At 41.8% G+C, this 15313-nt stretch carries 18 protein-coding genes; 7 read left to right on the plus strand and 11 right to left on the minus strand.

The features are described from left to right. Window positions 1-180 precede the first annotated feature (180 nt). Window positions 181-561: an endonuclease domain-containing protein gene (locus ACEYW6_RS30295; protein WP_412982689.1), complete on the plus strand. Its 381-nt coding sequence runs from the start codon at window positions 181-183 to the stop codon at window positions 559-561. A 339-nt stretch (window positions 562-900) separates the two neighbouring features. Here ACEYW6_RS30295 and ACEYW6_RS30300 read toward each other — a convergent pair whose 3' ends face one another. The 3 genes from ACEYW6_RS30300 to psaC form a co-directional block, all read right to left on the minus strand. Further along, on the minus strand, window positions 901-1476 hold the full coding sequence (locus ACEYW6_RS30300) for a Uma2 family endonuclease (RefSeq protein ID WP_412982690.1): 576 nt from the start codon (window positions 1474-1476) through the stop codon (window positions 901-903). Between the two features lie 98 nt (window positions 1477-1574). Continuing rightward, window positions 1575-3464, minus strand: a complete 1890-nt coding sequence (glmS, locus tag ACEYW6_RS30305) for a glutamine--fructose-6-phosphate transaminase (isomerizing) (protein ID WP_412982691.1) — start codon at window positions 3462-3464, stop codon at window positions 1575-1577. A 417-nt stretch (window positions 3465-3881) separates the two neighbouring features. Next, window positions 3882-4127 (minus strand): photosystem I iron-sulfur center protein PsaC, encoded by a 246-nt coding sequence (psaC, locus tag ACEYW6_RS30310; protein ID WP_012411495.1) that lies wholly within the window; start codon window positions 4125-4127, stop codon window positions 3882-3884. A gap of 422 nt (window positions 4128-4549) precedes the next feature. Between psaC and ACEYW6_RS30315 the strand changes: the two genes are divergently transcribed. Next, the gene (locus ACEYW6_RS30315) at window positions 4550-4672 is read left to right on the plus strand and encodes a hypothetical protein (protein ID WP_277926771.1); all 123 of its coding nucleotides are present in this window, start codon (window positions 4550-4552) and stop codon (window positions 4670-4672) included. 41 nt (window positions 4673-4713) lie between these two features. On the opposite strand, the gene ACEYW6_RS30320 is transcribed toward ACEYW6_RS30315, so the two are convergent. Next, window positions 4714-4950: a hypothetical protein gene (locus tag ACEYW6_RS30320; RefSeq protein WP_412982692.1), complete on the minus strand. Its 237-nt coding sequence runs from the start codon at window positions 4948-4950 to the stop codon at window positions 4714-4716. A 209-nt stretch (window positions 4951-5159) separates the two neighbouring features. Here ACEYW6_RS30320 and ACEYW6_RS30325 point away from each other — a divergent pair, with 209 nt between their 5' ends. Then, complete coding sequence (locus ACEYW6_RS30325) at window positions 5160-5528, plus strand: Dethiobiotin synthetase (RefSeq protein ID WP_196513473.1); 369 nt, start codon at window positions 5160-5162, stop codon at window positions 5526-5528. A gap of 74 nt (window positions 5529-5602) precedes the next feature. On the opposite strand, the gene ACEYW6_RS30330 is transcribed toward ACEYW6_RS30325, so the two are convergent. The 3 genes from ACEYW6_RS30330 to ACEYW6_RS30340 form a co-directional block, all read right to left on the minus strand. Next, entirely contained in the window at window positions 5603-6214 is a 612-nt protein-coding gene (locus ACEYW6_RS30330) for a hypothetical protein (protein ID WP_412982710.1), read from the minus strand. 161 nt (window positions 6215-6375) lie between these two features. After that, complete coding sequence (locus ACEYW6_RS30335) at window positions 6376-6540, minus strand: DUF3303 domain-containing protein (RefSeq protein WP_412982693.1); 165 nt, start codon at window positions 6538-6540, stop codon at window positions 6376-6378. 161 nt (window positions 6541-6701) lie between these two features. Further along, entirely contained in the window at window positions 6702-7088 is a 387-nt protein-coding gene (locus tag ACEYW6_RS30340) for a hypothetical protein (RefSeq protein WP_190895697.1), read from the minus strand. A gap of 456 nt (window positions 7089-7544) precedes the next feature. Here ACEYW6_RS30340 and ACEYW6_RS30345 point away from each other — a divergent pair, with 456 nt between their 5' ends. Next, window positions 7545-9449, plus strand: a complete 1905-nt coding sequence (locus tag ACEYW6_RS30345; RefSeq protein WP_412982694.1) for a chloride channel protein — start codon at window positions 7545-7547, stop codon at window positions 9447-9449. A gap of 61 nt (window positions 9450-9510) precedes the next feature. Here the strand turns inward: ACEYW6_RS30345 and ACEYW6_RS30350 are convergent, their stop codons facing one another. Beyond that, window positions 9511-9924, minus strand: a complete 414-nt coding sequence (locus ACEYW6_RS30350; protein WP_190895699.1) for an AbrB family transcriptional regulator — start codon at window positions 9922-9924, stop codon at window positions 9511-9513. Window positions 9925-10308: 384 nt separating this feature from the next. Here ACEYW6_RS30350 and ACEYW6_RS30355 point away from each other — a divergent pair, with 384 nt between their 5' ends. From ACEYW6_RS30355 to pyrR, 3 genes are all read left to right on the plus strand, one after another. After that, a complete protein-coding gene (locus tag ACEYW6_RS30355) occupies window positions 10309-10749 on the plus strand; it encodes an Rrf2 family transcriptional regulator (protein WP_196513467.1) in 441 nt (146 codons plus the stop codon). Between the two features lie 57 nt (window positions 10750-10806). Further along, window positions 10807-11778, plus strand: coding sequence for an adenosylcobinamide-phosphate synthase CbiB (cbiB, locus tag ACEYW6_RS30360; protein ID WP_412982695.1), 972 nt, complete (start codon window positions 10807-10809; stop codon window positions 11776-11778). 64 nt (window positions 11779-11842) lie between these two features. Then, a complete protein-coding gene (gene pyrR / locus ACEYW6_RS30365) occupies window positions 11843-12379 on the plus strand; it encodes a bifunctional pyr operon transcriptional regulator/uracil phosphoribosyltransferase PyrR (protein WP_412982696.1) in 537 nt (178 codons plus the stop codon). Window positions 12380-12425: 46 nt separating this feature from the next. Here the strand turns inward: pyrR and ACEYW6_RS30370 are convergent, their stop codons facing one another. The 3 genes from ACEYW6_RS30370 to ACEYW6_RS30380 form a co-directional block, all read right to left on the minus strand. Beyond that, window positions 12426-12809 carry a nuclear transport factor 2 family protein gene (locus ACEYW6_RS30370; protein WP_412982697.1) on the minus strand — a complete coding sequence of 128 codons (384 nt, stop codon included), beginning with the start codon at window positions 12807-12809 and terminating at the stop codon, window positions 12426-12428. Between the two features lie 103 nt (window positions 12810-12912). Further along, window positions 12913-14802 (minus strand): response regulator, encoded by a 1890-nt coding sequence (locus ACEYW6_RS30375; protein WP_412982698.1) that lies wholly within the window; start codon window positions 14800-14802, stop codon window positions 12913-12915. After that, window positions 14768-15265, minus strand: coding sequence for a response regulator (locus tag ACEYW6_RS30380; RefSeq protein WP_412982699.1), 498 nt, complete (start codon window positions 15263-15265; stop codon window positions 14768-14770). The genes ACEYW6_RS30375 and ACEYW6_RS30380 overlap by 35 nt, the downstream gene beginning before the upstream one ends. Window positions 15266-15313: the final 48 nt, after the last annotated feature.

Below are 15313 nucleotides of genomic sequence, written 5' to 3' on the forward strand. Positions count from 1 at the left end.
CCTGGTTTCATACCTATCTTTACAGCAATACTAATGAATACTCACACCTGTGTAAAAAACCTACACCTGTCAGACCCTAACCCTCCCCTTGCAAAGCGGAGGGAACTAAATTTCTTTTTTCCCCCCTTTGCAAGGGGGGATTAAGGGGGGTAATTTGGAATTACCAAAAATCAAGATTTTATGACAGAGCTTTATAACAAAACCTCGGAGAAAGAAAAAAGACGATCGCTCCGTAATAATATGCCATCTGCTGAAAAGATTTTGTGGGAAAGGTTGAAAAATCGGCAAATTGATGGTTGCAAATTTCGTAGACAGTACAGTATTGATGTATTTGTTGTGGATTTTTATTGTCCTGAATTAAAACTTGCTATAGAAATTGATGGTGATAGCCATTTTCAAGAAGGAGTGCAGGTTTATGATTATGAACGACAATGTTTTCTTGAATCTAAAGGGACTTGTTTTTTAAGGTTTACAAATCAACAGGTTTATCAAGAGTTGGAAGGTGCGATCGCAATGATTGCACAAACGGTTTGTCAATTGCGGAAGATTACCCCACCCTAACCCTCCCCTTGCAAAGGGGAGGGAACTAGATTTCTGGCTTCCCCCCTTTGCAAGTTACAAAAGTGAAGTGGAAAACCTGGAAGAAGGGAGGGAACTAGATTTCTTTTTTCCCCCCTTTGCAAGTTACAAAAGTGAAGTGGAAAACCTGGAAGAAGGGAGGGAACTAGATTTCCGGCTTCCCTCCTTTGCAAGTTACAAAAGTGAAGTGGAAAACCTGGAAGAAGGGAGGGAACTAGATTTCCGGTTTCCCCCCTTTGCAAGGGGGGATTAAGGGGGGTAATCATTCTATTAAAATCACAGCCAACCACTTTTAAAACATCCTCTAAGCATCACTATTTTCTAACCAACATTACCCGCAGCTAAAACTTGTTCAACTGTAAGCACAATTTCCGAAAAGGTTGCAGACACAATTTGCTGACTTCCGCTAAACTCTTTTTCCTCGTACAATCCCTCTGACAACAATAAAATTGTAATTTTTGACTCTATTGGATCTACAATCCAATATTCAGGAATCTCCAATGCTGCATATTCAGAACGTTTATACCGATAATCGCGTTTCACTGAATCAGGACTGACAACTTCCACTACTAACATCGGCGCAGACTGACAAACAGCAGATTCATCAAGGAATTCCATCACCTGTTCAGCCGTGACAACATAAACATCAGGCAATCTTGACTTTCGCCATCCCGTTCTTACCCCTGCCTCTCTAAAGCATAGCCAAGGTAAACTCAAGCGATTGATTTCTGCCTTAAAGTTCTCTTGAATAAAGTCAGAAATCAGTAAATGTCTAAAAGTTGGTGGATTCATGCGTTCTAGTTTTCCATCCACCAATTCATAACGGCTATCAGTACCATCGTCATAAGTAAGATATTCTTCAAAAGAGTATAAACGCTCTGTAGTTGTCTGTGTCATCGCGCTACTTTTAAATAAAGGGTTTTTTTGAGGTAGTCCTCAAAAAATTTGTAGTAGCGCTTAGACGCTACTACCTCTATTAATAAACTATTCCACCGTTATTCCACCGTTACAGACTTGGCCAAATTTCTTGGTTGATCGACATCCAAACCGCGACGGGCGGCAATATGATAAGCCAATAATTGCAAAGGAACTACTGTCAAAATCGGAGAAAGTAATTCTTCTACATGAGAGACAGGAAGAAGATCGTTAAAGATTTCCGCAGCTTCGCCGTCGTTGACAGGAGTAACGCCAATTAACCGAGAATCTCTGGCTTTGGCTTCTTGAGCATTAGAAATAACTTTTTCGTACACACTACCAGGAATTGCGATCGCAACTACTGGTACTTTCGCATCTAAAAGTGCGATCGGGCCATGTTTCATTTCTCCCGCTGGATACCCTTCGGCGTGAATGTAGCTGATTTCTTTTAATTTCAACGCCCCTTCCAAAGCAATAGGAAAGTTAATTCCCCTACCTATAAAAATGAAATCTTTGGTTTCAGCAAATTCATGGGCTAGCTGTTCAGTTAAACGTTCCTGAGTTTCTAAAGTTGCCTCAATTTCTTTGGGAATCTGCCGCAACCCATTAATAATTTTCTCTAATGTATCTTTTGAAACTGTCTGGCGACGAGCAGCTAAATCCAATGCCAAAGCATAAAATGCCATCAGTTGGGCGGTAAAAGTTTTTGTCGCCGCTACCCCAATTTCAATTCCCGCTAGAGTACTGATGATATGCGGTACCATATCACCAAGGCTGCTTTCGGGGCGATTAGTAATGCCTAGTAGTCGCGCTTGATATTTGGGTTCTTTTCCTTGGCGACGTTCTTTTTCCATCGCCAAAGCTGCTAGGGTATCAGCGGTTTCGCCTGATTGGGTAACACCAATGATCAACGTGTTAGCCGTTAGGGGTGATGGTGCATAGCGATACTCAGAAGCGTAATGCACCTGAGTTGAAATTCCTGCTAATTGTTCGATTAAATATTTTCCGATTAATGCTGCGTGCCAACTGGTACCACAGGCGAGGATTTGAATTTGTTCTAAATCGGTATATAAATCCGTAGGTAAACCAAGATTGATTGGTGATTCTATAGATTCGGCTGGATTAAAGTATGCTTCTAAACTAGCTCTTACTACCCCTGGTTGCTCATGAATTTCTTTGAGCATGAAGTGTTTGAATCCCTGCTTTTCTACCATTGCAGGATTGAAGTTGAGTAGCCGGGGTTGTTTTTTCAGCCTGTCGCCAGCAAAATTGTAAATCTCAACGCCCAAAGGTGTGAGACGGGCAATTTCGCCATTTTCTAAAGGTAGCACTGCACGGGTGTAGGCAACGATCGCAGGCGTATCAGATGCACAAAAGAACTCCCCTTGACCAAAACCAATGACCAAAGGTGCTTGTTGGCGAACAACAATCAATTCATCGGGGTAGTCAGCAGAAATAACTGCAAGTGCAAACGCCCCGCGCAAGTGGTTAACGGCTTGACGAATTGCCTCTAGGAAGGGAGATGAGGCAGATGAGGGAGAAGAGGGGGGAAGATCCTTTAAAAATTCGGCTATGAGATGGGGAATGACTTCGGTATCGGTTTCAGAGCGAAATTCGTGTCCTTTTACTTTGAGTTCCTCGCGTAATTCGCGGTAATTTTCGATAATGCCATTTTGGACTACCGCCACTCGCTTTGCCGTATCCAAATGGGGATGGGCGTTGTACTCTTCTGGTTTACCATGAGTTGCCCAGCGTGTGTGACCAATACCAATTTGAGCGGGAGTTTCTATTAGTTCCAGTTTAGAACGCAGGTTATGCAGTTTGCCCTTTGCCCGCACACAATTAACCTCACCTTCCCAAACAGTGGCAATTCCAGCCGAATCGTAGCCCCTGTACTCTAGTTTTTCCAGCCCAGCTAATAAAATGTCTGTCGCCGCTTGAGTGCCTATATATCCAACGATTCCGCACATTGTTCACACCACTTTTTTTCAGGATGATTAAATCCAGTATAGTGTTTACCACAAACTCGACGTTTTGCAAAGAAAAAAGGGAGTAATTGACTCCCTTTACCACTAGGTATTGCTAAAGATGCTTGCTATAAAGAAACTTTAAAATTCTTGAACACTGAGTTCTGAGTTCTGAGTGCTGAGTGAAGAATCAAGAAATTATTTTTTTGATTTACTTCTTTTGCCTCAGGACTCAAGACTCAGAACTCAGCGAGAACTCTGAACGGAGGCTTTCTTCGATGGTCTGTATCACTGCAAAGAGGTGCAAAGGCTTGCGCCTCTTCCTTGAGTCCGAGGGAGACAAGGCAACAGTTCTGGAAGAACGGTTGGGCAGTAGACCTGCATCGCGATCAGGAGTTCGGTGACTCAGCACTGAGCTTTTTAGTAAGCCAGACCCATACTGCGAGTTGTTTCAGCGCCCAGGTAAACCCGGATGCTCAAAAAGTCAGTGGGACAAGCGGTTTCGCAGCGCTTACAGCCCACGCAGTCTTCTGTACGGGGTGAAGAGGCAATTTGAGCAGCTTTACAGCCATCCCAAGGAACCATCTCTAGTACATCAGTAGGGCAAGCGCGGACGCATTGGGTACAGCCAATGCAGGTATCGTAGATTTTTACGGTATGAGACATTGAAAAAGCCGCTCCTTCCGAGTGTTCTTCTCTGCGAAAGAATCATAATCAACGCATAGTTTACCGCAGTGGTTGATAGGCCGTAATCAAAAGGCTACATAACTTCAAACAATGTAATGAGCACCCTTGATCAGTTGTTTTTCCGAGATCGTCCCTATTGCCCTATTAATCAGCAACATCATAGAAGCGTATTTACCCCGCTGACGTATCATGATGGGGTTTAATCGTAAAGACTAATGAAACAAAAATCAATCTACAAGACTAAATGCGAAAGTTATCTATGCTACTTATTGATTGGCAACTATATATCGTCAAATAGAGCCAATTTATAATTTAATGTTAACTTTCCATCAAAATTCCCAAATTAACTATAGCGGTAATAATCTGATGATTGCGATCGCTATTACAGCCAAATAGCACAGATGATCAATTTAGAAGCTGCTTTTTATGATCGCGTTGCTGTCAACAGACGATGCCTTCGGCAAGGCTTCGCCAACGCAATCAGCAATTTTAAGCGATCGCTCACCGATAACTTGTATATTTGACTTTTTAAATCTACCAAACTCATAATTTTTACTTTTCCAGATCAGAGAATTTCTGAAATCGCAAATTCATCAGTTATAGCAGCAATTTCTGTTGGAATATTTACTTCATTAGCTATCACGTCCAGTTGGCCTTCTGAATTTTCCACATCAGCCAAATTATCTTTTTTATACTCACTTTCTCGGATTTGTCGAGCAATACTTTCTAGCAGCCAAAGTTGTTCTTCTACAGACAAGGCACGGACGGAGCGCTCAATTTCTAGTAAATTCGGTGATATCATTTTGCTTCTGATTCCAAGCAGGGCATATTTTTCAAAGATATTATATGTAAGTCTATCTGGTTAACTAGAGTATCGCAAATCCCGCATCATTTTCTCCAAGTTTATCTTTTCACAAATCAAATGAGATTGCTATAAATAACTAAAAGCCAGTTTTATGACTTTTTAATTAGGTATTCCTGCTGAAGCAAAATGTACGCTAAACTGACTACATGAATTACGAAACAGCTCGGAAACTCCTCATAGATCAGACAATTACAACCGAGGAAAACCCAGATGCGCTGTTAACGCGTATGAAACAGGGGAAACCACCGGTACCCGGTCAGATCACTTCAATTTTGTTGGCATTGAAAGTGGTGTTTGAAGCCCTCAAAGATGCAAAGAGCCTAGACCGAGAACTGGCTTTGGCCCTTTATCAGTTAAGCATTAAGGCGCAACAGCTATTTGCCGCAGGGCGTAAAGCCGGGATAGATTGGCCACCACTACTGAAGGAAGATTTATTACGAATTTCCTTAGCATCTGAAAGTATCTTTTCGGGTATATGGCAGACCCTCGCTCCTATGGGATTGGGGAAGCTATAGAACACCAATTCAGTAATATTTAAATGAGAAGGGATGATTAGGGCAGGGGGAGAATGACTAATGCCCAACGCCCATTAACGAACTTGCAGTTCATTTTCTAACTTATCGAGGTCAGTTTTGAGCAAAACTGTCATTTGACCGGTAAAAGCTTTGCCAGTCTTGGGTTGGGCAATTTCCACCCAATATACATAGCGATCGCCTACTCGTAATTCTCCCTTTAAAGCTTCCCGAATTGGAGTTTTAGCAAGACGCGCCGAGTTAACTACCTTCTGGTTGGAATACTGATAAACGACTTGGGCGCGATCGTAGTCTTGATAAATCTCCAAGCCATAAATCACCCGCAAGGATTCTTGGAGACGGGCAAATGTCATCCCGTTAATGGCATCATACATAGAAATTCGCTCACTCCGAATTCTGCCACGGTCTTTAGAAAACTCCACCCTACCGGGAGGCAATACCGACGCTTGAAAAGTGAAACGTTGGGCAGCAGTATCACTCTTTTGCACAAATAATTGCTCCCCACTTCTGGGACGGAGTGTGGGATGTGCTTTAATCCAGGTGCCTACTTCCTCTGTACTTTGCCCTGGTAAAGCATTGGCTTGAGAATCAAAAAGCGTTCCCACGCACATCGCGGGCACTAGAGAAAAAGGCAAAATCAGACAGTTAAGTAGAGATTTTTTGAGCATTTTGCTGTTCAGGATTTTCATGGAAATTTGCCCATTAGGGAGTAACCATAGTCTTCCCGTTTTTCAGCAAGATTATTTCAAGTGTCAACTTAACTTAAGACATCAGGGATCTTACTTATTCTCTCGTTCATAATGCTCTGGCTGATTAGGGGCTGCTGCCTCTAATTAGACATTGAGTCAGAGCCGAACGCCTGAAAGCAACGATCATAGTTGACCTCAACCCAGCTATCAAAGTATTTCAAACCTTCAGGCATCATGCGGCCTTTCTCTCGAAATCGGTGGTATATCTTTTTAGCTTTACCGTCCTTAAATCGCTCAATCACCATAAATAAAATTTTGTCTCCTTGCTCACACTCGAATTACTTTAAGCGGACATGATTTAAAACCGTGTCCTATTTGGGGCGAATAAGACACGGTTTCATAGAAGTATTTAGTTATAATATTACAAAAATCAAAGTAAGATTTGATTTATACCAAGGTATTCCATTTACTGAGTTTTGTTTTCTGGTTTATTAACTTTCTCTGTTGTGGGAAAAATTTGGTTATCGTAGTTTGTCCTTTCTTGAGTCAGGGCGATCGCACTAAAGAAAATGGCACTTCCTACAGCCAAGGCTACCATAGGACGCTTGAGCAAGACAAAATCTCTGATAATCCTAGCTAAAGGTCGGCTTTGCCGACGTAGCGCCGAAGACATCATCAATTGTCTCCAAGTAAACGGATCGCGGACATAATGGCCGCTTTGGCAAACTACTAGCCGTTCCTGGCAATAGGGACAGCAAAACAAGCCCATGCGAGTTTTAACTGGTTTGGGCGTAGCATTTCTTTGGCAAATTGGGCAAGTAACATAATGATTATCAAAGGTGTGTATATTCATTTACCTCGTCCGCCTAGTCCATTTACTCGCTCTATAACAATAGCTATATTGAATTGGGATCAATGTGTGGTCTGAAATCAGCCATAAATCACACATACATTGTATTACTACCAAAGATGGCTCAATGGTCGCAACACGAGTATAACTAGATTTCGGCAAGGATGACTCCTTGTTAATGTTTGCGGGTGCGTCCACCCAGCCGACAAAAACTTTGTTATCTCTAGAAAGAATAGCGTTGGCGCTCACTCGCACCCTACTAGCTATAGTTGACCCTCAAATAACAATTGTCTCCCATTTAACCATTCTCCCCACAAAAATTTTGCACAATGACATTTTTTGCTAAAGGTTTGTAAATCAAGCAAATAAAGTCTACTTGTCTGGTTGCTAAATAATGGCTCACAATGAGAAGTAACAGATAAAAATTTAAATTTTTTCTTACATTTACCCCGCCTCTCAATGACTCTCTTGCCTCCCACTCAACTGAGGAAGGTAACGGAACAACCTGCCTTTCCTACACCTTCCGCTCGTTTAGCTCACCTCATTAATCGTTTTCAACCATCCCCAGAAACCGTTGTCCTGTTTTTAGCCATGCTCATTGGCGGTGGTACAGGTATGGGTGTAGTCACCTTTCACTATTTAATCCAGTTGATTCACCAGCTGATGCTGGAAAATTTAATGGGTCAAATCGGTGTCTGGGGTGCTTGGACTTTAGCCTGCGTTCCGACCCTTGGCGGATTAATCGTTGGCTTGATGCGCTGGCGCACTCAAGACTTTGGCCCTGGACTTTCATCTCTCATTGCCGCTTCTCAGGGAACAGAGATTAAGCGACCACTACGACCAGTTACGAAGATGCTGGCTGCATCTGTTTCTTTGGGAAGCGGTGCTTCTTTGGGGCCAGAGGGGCCGAGTGTAGAAATTGGCGCAAATTTTGGGATGTTGTTCTCTGTGATCCTGAATGTATCTCAAGAACGACAACGTTTGCTTTTAGGTGCTGGCGCGGCGGCTGGACTTGCGGCTGGATTTAATGCTCCCATCGCTGGAGTATTTTTTGCCCTAGAGGTGGTGATGGGAGCGACATCTTTCGCTACTTCTGCTGTGAGTGTGGTACTGCTAGCGGCGGTGGTAGCAGCACTAATTGCCCAAATTGGTTTGGGGGCACAACCAGCTTTTGATTTACCTGCTTACCAAGTCCTCAGTCCTTTGGAATTACCCCTTTATCTTGGCTTGGGTTTAGGGGCCAGCCTAGTTTCTCTGGCTTATACTCAATCAATTCGGGGAGCAAAAGCCTGCTTTGCTGGAAAGGTTCCAGGATTTGAAGTTTTGGGACGAATTCCTCAGCCGATTCATCCAATTATTGGCGGTGTGATGATTGGCGCAGTTGCTTTGCACTTCCCGCAAATTTTGGGTGTCGGTTATGAAACTGTAGAAGCAATGCTTCAGGATGTGGAGTTTCCACTCTACCTGTTAGTGGTGCTGTTGGTCGTGAAGCTACTGATGACTGCAATTAGTACAGGTAGTGGTTTTATCGGCGGTTTGTTTGCACCAGCAATGTTTTTAGGTGCTTCTTTTGGCTCGGCTTACGCCAAAATTTTGGCTGTGGCATTCCCGACAATTTGCGATCAAATGGCGGCTCCCCCAGCTTACGCAATGGTGGGAATGGCAGCAGTACTAGCTGCTAGTGTCAGAGCACCGTTAACGGCTATTTTAATGCTGTTTGAATTAACCCGCGACTATCGCATTGTTTTACCTTTGATGGCAGCTGTGGGTTTGAGTGTTTGGCTAGTGGAAAGGATTAAACCAACTTTTAACTCTAACTCTAACTTACAACAGATTGGTCTTTCGGAATTGAAAGATGAACAAGCGGAAATTGTGCAGCAAATTTTGGTAGAAGATGCGATGTATCCCTGCCCAAAAAAATTACCTGCAACCCTTGGAGTATTAGATGCAGCTGTAGAAATGATCCGCGATCGCGTCCGCAGTGCTTTAGTAATTGATGAAGCAGAGCAATTAGTTGGTATACTTTCTCTTGAAGATATTAACCGTGCCCTTGCTATTTGGCAAACTTACCCAAATTCCTTAACTGAAATTCCAGATAATTTATCGAGTCAAACTCTCATAGACATTTGTACTACTGAAATCCTTTATGCATGGCAGGATGAACTATTATCTGAAGCTCTAGACCGCATGAGTCTTCGAGGTTTGCATCAATTACCAGTGGTAGCACGAGACAAACCTGATCGCATTTTGGGTTTACTAGAAAGAGAGCAAATTGCACTAACCTGCAATTTAGCAGTTACGCGCAAGGCACTTCGCCACTATTTACCAGTCTTACCCACCACAGATATAGTTATTAGTCATTAGTCATTAGTCATTGGTCATTAGTCATTGGTTTCACAAATGACAATTGACTAATGACTATTTATTAAGCAGTGGCTTCTATGGTTTCATCATCTTCCCGATCTTCTGGGTCTACCTGTCTCAGACGAATGTGCTTTTTGCCTAAAGTGATCAGAAACTCATCTCCTGGTTTCAGATTCATCTGTTTTGTATAAGCTGAACCTATAAGTAAGTTACCATTCGATTGCACACTAATTCTATAGCTAGCACTACGTCCACCGCGCCCATTAGCACTGGGTGTACTGTCCAACTGAATGCCTTCGGCATCAATTAGGGCATTTAAGAACTTCATCATATTGACGCGCTCTATACCATTTTTGGTAACGGTATAGTAGCCGCACTTCTTGGCTTTGTCTTCTTTGCTCTCGCTCTCTAGCTCTTTAACTTTTTTGAGCAGTTCTTCACCGAGTAGGGGTTCAATTTTTTTCTGTTTAGGCATCAACTTAGGTCGAAAATGAATGTTTGAAGTGTTTGAATCGATTTTATTTTAGCTGAGGTTGAGCTAATAGGAACATAATCCTTTAGTTTTTATCTCAACCTAGCCAAGTATATTACACTCATAGGCACAATTGTTATGCCATTACCAATATTGCCAAGACAATCTATTTTAGATAATGCTGGCAATGCTGATAACTATATATATATAGTTAGTGAATCACTGCTAAACTATACAAGTTTTAAGTTTTCTAAACTAACGCTCAAAAAGTCGTTTACTTGCTGAGGATGATAACTGAGTCACAGAATGATAAGTAAAACTGATCCTTAGTCATTGGTTATTTACAAATGACTAAGGACAAAAAATCAAACAATCAAGCTGGCCAAAATGAAACTAACTACCAGAGGACACTACAGTGTGAAGGCACTGCTAGATTTGAGTTTACAGCCAAAATATGGCCCAGTATCTGTGAGAGCGATCGCTAAACGCCAAGATATCCCAGCTCCTTACCTCGAAAAACTACTAATAGAAATGCGTCGTGCGTCTTTAGTAAAATCAATTCGTGGTAGCATCGGCGGATACCAATTAGCAAGAGAGCCTGCACAAATATCTATAGGACAAATTTTAGAAGCAGTTGGCGAGACTAGCCATTTACCCCATCACACCCCAGCACCTGCACAAGCTGAAGATTGGGTAACATTTAGCCTTTGGCAGAGACTCAACCAAAAGCTCAAAGAAGCTTTGTACAGTATTACTTTGGCAGACCTTTATTACGATGCTCGTAGCTGGCAAGCTTCCCTTGGGGAAGAAGCTAGTTTTGTGGTTTAGTCAAGAGTCAATAGTCCAAATATTGACCCTTGATTCTTAACCCTTGACTCGTAACTTATGACTAAAAGCATCTATATCTTAATAATTGCTGCACTTTTAGATTACTTAATTGGCGATCCTTGGAATTGGCCTCATCCAGTGCAAATTATGGGGTGGGCAATTTCTCACTTGACGAAATTTTTTCTCCAATTGTGTCAAAATTCTCTAACACAACGCCTAGCTGGAATTGCACTAGGTCTTATCCTAATAATTGGTAGCGGTCTTGTTGGCTTTTTGATTATTCAAAGTGCCAGATGGGTTCATCCGTTATTGGGAATTGCAATAGATAGCATTCTTTTGGCTAGTTGTTTTGCTGGCAGAAGTTTGCGAACAGCAGCGGTGGCTGTTTTAGAACCTTTAACAGCGGGAGATTTAGAGAAGGCTCGTAAAGTTTTAAGTAATTACGTTGGTCGAGATACACAAAAGCTTTCACAAGCAGAAATTTTGCGAGCCGTTTTAGAAACGGTTGCAGAAAATGCTACCGATGGGGTGATGGCTCCGCTTTTTTATGCAATTGTTGGTATCTTTATACCAATCGTGGGGCCAACTCCCTTGGCTTTAGCATACAAAGCCAGTAGTACCCTTGATTCAATGGTGGGCTACCGAGAAGCACCCTATACTTATTTGGGATGGTTTTGTGCGCGGTTGGAAGATTGTTTAACTTGGCTACCTTGTCGGTTAACAGTTGTGACTGTGGCGCTGTTATCTGGTAAACCGATGCATGTTTGGCGAATTTGTCGTCGGGATGCAATTAATGACCCTAGTCCCAATTCTGGCTGGAGTGAGTGCGCCTATGCTGCTTTCTTGGGTGTGCAGATGGGGGGTACAAATTGGTATCGCGGGACAGCTAAGTACAAACCACTGCTAGGAGATGCTATTTATCCCATTACTGTAACTTCCATTCAGAATGCTTTACAGCTGACTCGATATTGTTCTTTGCTATGGTTAGGAATAGCGATCGCTATATTCTTAATACTCCCCAATCGATAAAGATAAATGTTAAATAATCAAAACTCCTAACTCTTAACTCATCACCCCTAACTTATCACTCGCTATGTCTGCCAAAGTAGTTGAAATTCTCTCATCCGAAGAAATCCGTCGTACCTTGACTCGTCTTGCCTCTCAAATTGTGGAAAGGACACGTGATTTGTCTCAACTGGTACTTCTTGGTATTTATACCAGAGGCGCTTTATTAGCCGAGTTGTTGGCGCGTCAAATTGAGACGCTGGAAGGTGTAGCCGTGTCAGTCGGCGCTTTGGACATTACATTTTATCGAGATGACCTCGACAAAATTGGATTGCGGACTCCAACGAAAAGCGAAATTCCTTTTGATCTTACGGGAAAAACAGTTGTACTGGTGGATGATGTGATTTTCAAGGGACGGACGATTCGCGCTGCTTTAAATGCAGTCAACGACTACGGTAGACCAGAGGTGATTCGTTTAGCTGTGTTAGTAGATAGGGGTCATCGAGAATTACCAATTCATCCAGATTTTATTGGCAAGAAGTTGCCTACTGCTAAAGAAGAAGTTGTCAAAGTTTACTTACAAAATTGCGATGGACGAGATGCAGTAGAGTTGATTAGTCATTAGTCATAAGTGATTAATTTCTTCCCTTCCTCCCCTATCCCCCACTTCCTCACCGCAAAATTGGGCTACCGTGATGATGAACTAAATACCACTTCCCACCAAGAAAATGAAATACATTTGTAGCTGTTGATTGTGCTTCAAGTCTTCTCCCACCTACTACTTGGAACACATTTTCTCTAAGTACAATGTAGGCAATATTATCCATTATTTCTGTAGCAATTATATCAGTGTTTATTTCGATATAAGCAGTGTTTTTAAATATCTGCTCCCAAGAGGTGCGAATTTCTTTCCAACCTCGCAGTATATTACTTCCAGGATGAATGCAAAAACTACCAGTTCCTTGTGACCATACTGCACTCATTATCTCAATATCTTTTCTTTCAAAAGCACGATAAAAAGCTGCATTAGCCGCTAGTACTTCATCCTTCATCATGGGTAATCAAATATTTAAAAGTTATGAGTTAGGAGTTACTAAATTATAACTCTCAATTTTGACAAATTAGTAATTATCAATACCAATACCCAACCCCCAACTCCTAACTCTTTTTAACGGTGCTAATAGTTTGCAATAATTGGCTAGCTGTATAAGGCTTGGATAAAAAGGCTTTGATGCCCATGTCATAAGCTGTATTAACTTTATCAGTCGAACTCAATCCACTAACAGCAATAATTTTTACATCTGGGTTAATTTTTCGCAGGGTGCGGATAGTAGTTATCCCATCCATAGACGGCATAACCATATCAGTTAATACAAGAGATATTTCATCTCGATGTTCTGCATATAAGGCTATTGCTTCAATGCCATCACTAGCTGTGATTGCTTTGTAATTATGGCTTTCTAGAGATGTTTTTGTCACATCTCGAATGGCAGCTTCATCATCAACAACTAAAATTAATTCTCCTTGCCCTGAAGGTAATCCCTGTTCTTGTTCTTCTACAGTTTCCGCCGCCTCTTGTGCTGGTAAATACACCTTAAATTGGCTACCTTTTCCCTGTTTACTAGATACGTCGATAAAACCACCGTGGCTTTTAATAATGCCAAGTACTGTAGACAAACCAAGACCAGTACCTTTACCAAGTTCTTTAGTAGTAAAAAACGGCTCAAATATCCGATCTAATATTTCTGATTTAATACCAATTCCGCCATCACTAACAGTAATCACAATGTGGTGGCCAACTTTAGCTTCAATATGCATGTTGGCATAATTTTCATCAATAAAGAGATTTTCCGCCAATATTTTTAAAGTTCCACCATTTGGCATAGCATCACGAGCATTAACGCACAAATTCATCAGTACTTGATGCAGTTGGGTAGCATCGCCAATTACAGTCCAAAGATTTTGCGGAATTTGAGTGGAAACTTCAATGGATTTGGGAAAAGTTTCTCTCATAATTTGCTGAATTTCAATTATTAAATGCTTTAATTGTAAGACTGTGCGATCGCCTTCCAGCCCACGGGTAAAAGATAATACTTGCTTAACTAAGCTTGCCCCACGTTTTGCATTTGTGATCAATATTGGTAACAGTCGCCGAGAACGCTCATCATTAACTTGTGACTCTAACAGTTGCGCTGTCATCAAAATCGGGGCAAGAACATTATTCAGGTCGTGGGCGATACCACTGGCTAAGGTGCCAATACTTTCTAATCGCTGGGCGCGGAGAAATTGTGCTTCTAGTTGTTTTTTCTGTGTAATATCAGTGTTAACAACGAGAATAGATTGTGCTTTATTACCGAATTCATGTACCAGTGTCCAACGGCTTTCAACAATAATTTCTTTACCTGATTTTGTTTTTTGTTGTAGTTCGCCCTCCCAAGAACCATTTTGCATCAAAATACTGAGTGCTTCTTGAACTTGAGACACATGTTTTTCATGCCAGAGAACTCGTGTCTTCTTATTAATAGCTGCTTCTTTTTTCCAACCGTACAGACTTTCAGCAGCTTTGTTCCAAAATAAAATTTTATCGTCTAAATCACATACAAAAATTGCATCGGTGGCAACATCTAGTAAAGCGGCTTGTTCGCGGATTTTCTGTTCTGTTTGCTTGCGCTCAATGGCATAGCGGATAGAACGCTCTAATAAAGGTGCAGTCAACTGGCTTTTTTCTAGGTAATCTGCGGCTCCGGCTTTCATCGCTTCGATATCTATTTCCCAGTCGCCCTGACCTGTCAGCAAAATTATTGGAGAACAACAGCCGTTGGCAATTGCTTCGCGCAAAAGTTCCAGTCCATTGTGTGGCCCTAAACGGTAGTCTACAAGATAAATGTCATGTTGGTGGCGAGCGATCGCATTCCTTGCTGCTTCATAATTATTTACCCATTCCAGTTCGCAGTTTGCTACCTGAAATTCACTGAACCAATAACGAGTCAAAATATAGTCGTCTTCGTCATCATCAATGAACAGAACTTTGATGGTGCTGTTGTCCATGTTTTTCTCCCACTGCTTCTAGTGGTAGCTTCACAATTTCAAACCAGTATTTCACTAGAGTCTTCATGACCTCAACAAATGAGGCAAAAGCCACTGGCTTTGTGATAAAAGAGTTGGCACCAAAATGGTAAGTATTATATATATCTTCTTCTATTCGTGATGTTGACAGTACTACAACTGGAATTCGCCGTAGTTGTGGGTCAGTTTTTATCTCTTTGAGCACCTCAAGACCGCCAATTCTTGGCATATTCAAATCTAATAAAATCAAACCCGGATGCGGTGAACTGCTGGTGTGAGCATATCGACCCCGATGATATAGATAATCCATCAACTCTTCACCATTTCTGACGATGTATAGTTCAATTGGCAATTGACTTTCTGCCAGCGCCTCACGAACCAAGATGCCGTCATCTTCATCGTCATCAGCCATTAAAATCGTGACATTTGTTTGTCGACCCTTCACTATGCATCGTCTCCTTTGCATTGGTTTATTATTATGAATCAAGTTATT

This window comes from Nostoc sp. UIC 10607, from assembly GCF_047228265.1.
Taxonomy (GTDB): Bacteria; Cyanobacteriota; Cyanobacteriia; order Cyanobacteriales; family Nostocaceae; genus Nostoc; species Nostoc foliaceum_A.

Bases quoted from the DNA above. Each gene is read 5' to 3' on its own strand.
- ACEYW6_RS30295 (WP_412982689.1), top strand. From the start codon at position 181: ATGACAGAGCTTTATAACAAAACCTCGGAGAAAGAAAAAAGACGATCG.
- ACEYW6_RS30300 (WP_412982690.1), bottom strand. From the start codon at position 1,476: ATGACACAGACAACTACAGAGCGTTTATACTCTTTTGAAGAATATCTT.
- glmS (WP_412982691.1), bottom strand. From the start codon at position 3,464: ATGTGCGGAATCGTTGGATATATAGGCACTCAAGCGGCGACAGACATT.
- psaC (WP_012411495.1), bottom strand. From the start codon at position 4,127: ATGTCTCATACCGTAAAAATCTACGATACCTGCATTGGCTGTACCCAA.
- ACEYW6_RS30315 (WP_277926771.1), top strand. From the start codon at position 4,550: ATGATCAATTTAGAAGCTGCTTTTTATGATCGCGTTGCTGTCAACAGA.
- ACEYW6_RS30320 (WP_412982692.1), bottom strand. From the start codon at position 4,950: ATGATATCACCGAATTTACTAGAAATTGAGCGCTCCGTCCGTGCCTTG.
- ACEYW6_RS30325 (WP_196513473.1), top strand. From the start codon at position 5,160: ATGAATTACGAAACAGCTCGGAAACTCCTCATAGATCAGACAATTACA.
- ACEYW6_RS30330 (WP_412982710.1), bottom strand. From the start codon at position 6,214: ATGCTCAAAAAATCTCTACTTAACTGTCTGATTTTGCCTTTTTCTCTA.
- ACEYW6_RS30335 (WP_412982693.1), bottom strand. From the start codon at position 6,540: ATGGTGATTGAGCGATTTAAGGACGGTAAAGCTAAAAAGATATACCAC.
- ACEYW6_RS30340 (WP_190895697.1), bottom strand. From the start codon at position 7,088: ATGAATATACACACCTTTGATAATCATTATGTTACTTGCCCAATTTGC.
- ACEYW6_RS30345 (WP_412982694.1), top strand. From the start codon at position 7,545: ATGACTCTCTTGCCTCCCACTCAACTGAGGAAGGTAACGGAACAACCT.
- ACEYW6_RS30350 (WP_190895699.1), bottom strand. From the start codon at position 9,924: ATGCCTAAACAGAAAAAAATTGAACCCCTACTCGGTGAAGAACTGCTC.
- ACEYW6_RS30355 (WP_196513467.1), top strand. From the start codon at position 10,309: ATGAAACTAACTACCAGAGGACACTACAGTGTGAAGGCACTGCTAGAT.
- cbiB (WP_412982695.1), top strand. From the start codon at position 10,807: ATGACTAAAAGCATCTATATCTTAATAATTGCTGCACTTTTAGATTAC.
- pyrR (WP_412982696.1), top strand. From the start codon at position 11,843: ATGTCTGCCAAAGTAGTTGAAATTCTCTCATCCGAAGAAATCCGTCGT.
- ACEYW6_RS30370 (WP_412982697.1), bottom strand. From the start codon at position 12,809: ATGATGAAGGATGAAGTACTAGCGGCTAATGCAGCTTTTTATCGTGCT.
- ACEYW6_RS30375 (WP_412982698.1), bottom strand. From the start codon at position 14,802: ATGGACAACAGCACCATCAAAGTTCTGTTCATTGATGATGACGAAGAC.